The 2,621-nt window shown below is 32.0% G+C and carries 3 protein-coding genes; 1 reads left to right on the top strand and 2 read right to left on the bottom strand.

Annotation, left to right across the window (positions count from 1 at the left end; all coding sequences use genetic code 11):
* The first annotated feature begins 885 nt into the window (after positions 1–885).
* A complete protein-coding gene (locus tag ABZ924_RS38400) occupies positions 886–1,152 on the top strand; it encodes a hypothetical protein (RefSeq protein WP_361920363.1) in 267 nt (88 codons plus the stop codon).
* 151 nt (positions 1,153–1,303) lie between these two features.
* Here ABZ924_RS38400 and ABZ924_RS38395 read toward each other — a convergent pair whose 3' ends face one another.
* Positions 1,304–1,672, bottom strand: coding sequence for a GNAT family N-acetyltransferase (locus tag ABZ924_RS38395; protein ID WP_361920361.1), 369 nt, complete (start codon positions 1,670–1,672; stop codon positions 1,304–1,306).
* 331 nt (positions 1,673–2,003) lie between these two features.
* On the bottom strand, positions 2,004–2,621 hold a 618-nt coding region (locus tag ABZ924_RS38390; RefSeq protein ID WP_361920359.1), incomplete at its 5' end, for a hypothetical protein.

The following is a 2,621-nucleotide window of genomic DNA, read 5'->3' as shown; positions in this document are numbered from 1 at the left end:
AGATTAAGAATTTCGCGGTGGTGAATGTAACTAAAGTGGAGTTATGTTACATTCAAGTTTGTATGTAAGAGGATATCTAAATATTTCACTTTTAGTATAAAAAATTGGATATTTTTGTTATGGTAATAATGTGGGGATTGATAGCTATATTATTACCGTATTGAAAGAGAGGTGCTCAAATGAAAAAGAATCATGCAAACATTAATGATGTCTTAAACATACTGAATAAAGTTTATTAGCGAAACTTTATTCTTTTCATCTGTGGCGCTTTATGGTTTTACTACTTGCCTCTAAAGAATATGGTGGCTAACATAATTAGCTTTTTCTTTTTACATCAGGTCCAGTCTTTACTAAAATTCCCTTAATGGAACGGTTCAAGAAAAGCAGGAAATATTAATGTTATTTATTGGTATTTATGTAATATTAATACTTATAATCCATTTACTTTTAATAAAAAAACGAACAAACTGAAATTTTTAAAAAATACATTTAAATCGTTGATTTTACTAGTCTCATCTTCTACTGGCATCGCTCTTTTTTATTTTTAGTAACGAACTTTAAATAACATGCTGTATTATAATTTTACTAAACTAAAATACTAGATACACCGCTAAAAACAGGAATAATAATCATAATTTAAAACATCATCAGCCTTTTACTTTGGTAGAATTACTGTCCAAAAGGAGTCAAAATCGTTTACTTGAAAAAAATTATTAACTGGTATCCTCTGAATCGAAAAAGAAATTAAAACTTTCTAGTTAGCTAAAAGAAAGGAATTAGAATAGGAACTTTTCGGTGTAGCGTTAGAAAATACTTTGATTATAGGAAATTATACTGTTATCAAGCCAATTCGTGCTGTAGTCTAATCCAGTTAGGGTGAAATATATGAAAACATTTAAAAAAACAATTGATTTTCTTAACAGAATGAAAACATTTGATTTATGGGGAGATAAAATGGAAGGCATCTCTGATAATGAAAAAGAAGATATCTATATAATTCCGACACAAAATCCATATGGACTTATCGGAATGATTCTTGGTGGAATTGCATTCATTGTTGGACCGCAATACGGCTTTATTCCCGTTATAGCTCTTATCTTTTGTGTAGTGACCCTCTTTACTTTTGATAAAGAAACAGAAGATAATCCGTAAAAACATCTCGACTATTTTTAAATCTGCAACTACTGACGACCTGCACAAGATTTATACCATTCAAAGTGTTTTAGTATGAGTGTTCTTCGGTATTTCCTCATAGTTTGCGGAGATTTTGGATACCCGATCCACATTTAACTGAAAAATCGTATTAAATTAAACTTAATTCGTAATGGTAAAATTGTGTATCTCGTATATATCCGTTTTTTTCATATAATTTTTGAGCAGCAAAATTATCTGGTGCTGTCTCCAACACAATACTTTTTGCATCTGTTTTAAGAGCATAAGCTCTTGCCTTCTGTAAAAGGACTTGTCCAATTCCTAGTTTTCGAGCTTCTAAATCAACAAACATATCATTCAATATCCACGATTTTTTCATCGAGATTGACGAAAAAACGGGATATAGCTGTGTGAACCCCACATATTTTTGATTGTTCTTAACAACAAATATTACGGATTCTTCATTTTTCAAGCGTTCTTTTATGTATTTCGTCAGCAGATTGATAACGATGTTGCACATTTTTAGCAGTTGCTTTTAAGACGACATTTTCCAAGCTTTGTGGCAAAGAAGGAACCGTGTCACGCAGTGAAGGTGTTTCTGTTTGTAGATAAATCACTGGCATTCGGAGTTTGTCTGAATTCGGTGGATATATCAATGCAATCAGGTCTTGCTGGTGTTGGTTTGGCATTAATAACGGCATCTACACGACCAGGTTTAAATTATCTTAGCGAAAAGGCCATTATTTGTGCAAATAAATTGGAACAACTATTAGATAGTTGTTCTAATAATAATATAAATTATACTTCTGTAGGACTAATAGAGGGATGGTCGGGCCCCTCATTATTTTTCACTAGACTTTATACCATAACAAAAGAAGATAAGTATTTGGAACAAGCTTATAGAGCATTAGAAATGGACCAGCAAGACCTGATTGCATTGATATATCCATGCCCAAATCATTAGGGTTAATCTCATCAAAGTACTTTTTAGATAAGCTTTTATAATCTAAATCATACAAAATAGAAGCAACCCCACTCTTGCCGGTAAACAGTCCATCATCTAATTTTTTTATGTATTGTGGACTACTATATCTGTCAACCCACTTTTTAGCTATTTCAGGAATTTGACCTGTTCTATCTAAAGCCATTACAACTCCAAACCCCCCGCAAAGTGGTATTATTTGACCATTCTCCTTTTGATATTGTTCTATATCGCCTGGAATTAACTGCTCTTCAAATTTTAAATCTGCAACAATACCTTCTCTGATTTTTGATTTAAGTTCCTTAAGGTTATCATAAGTGGAAAACCTTTTAGGGTACGTGAAAACAGTCTTAATGCTTAAATCCATGTGTTTTTTACATTCATCTTCAATTTCACGGAAAACTTCAATAGGTTCCTTACCAAAGTGCCTTTCAATCCATATATCGTGGTTTTCAAAAATGCCATTAGATAAATCCTTAACTGGACC

The sequence above is a fragment of the Streptomyces sp. NPDC046876 genome (assembly GCF_040645035.1).
Taxonomy (GTDB): domain Bacteria; phylum Actinomycetota; class Actinomycetes; order Streptomycetales; family Streptomycetaceae; genus Streptomyces.
This window is presented reverse-complemented; position numbering and strand designations above follow the sequence as displayed.

What these genes read in the sequence shown, in the direction of transcription:
- ABZ924_RS38400 (WP_361920363.1), top strand. Translation starts at nt 886, where the DNA reads ATGAAAACATTTAAAAAAACAATTGATTTTCTTAACAGAATGAAAACA.
- ABZ924_RS38395 (WP_361920361.1), bottom strand. Translation starts at nt 1,672, where the DNA reads ATGTGCAACATCGTTATCAATCTGCTGACGAAATACATAAAAGAACGC.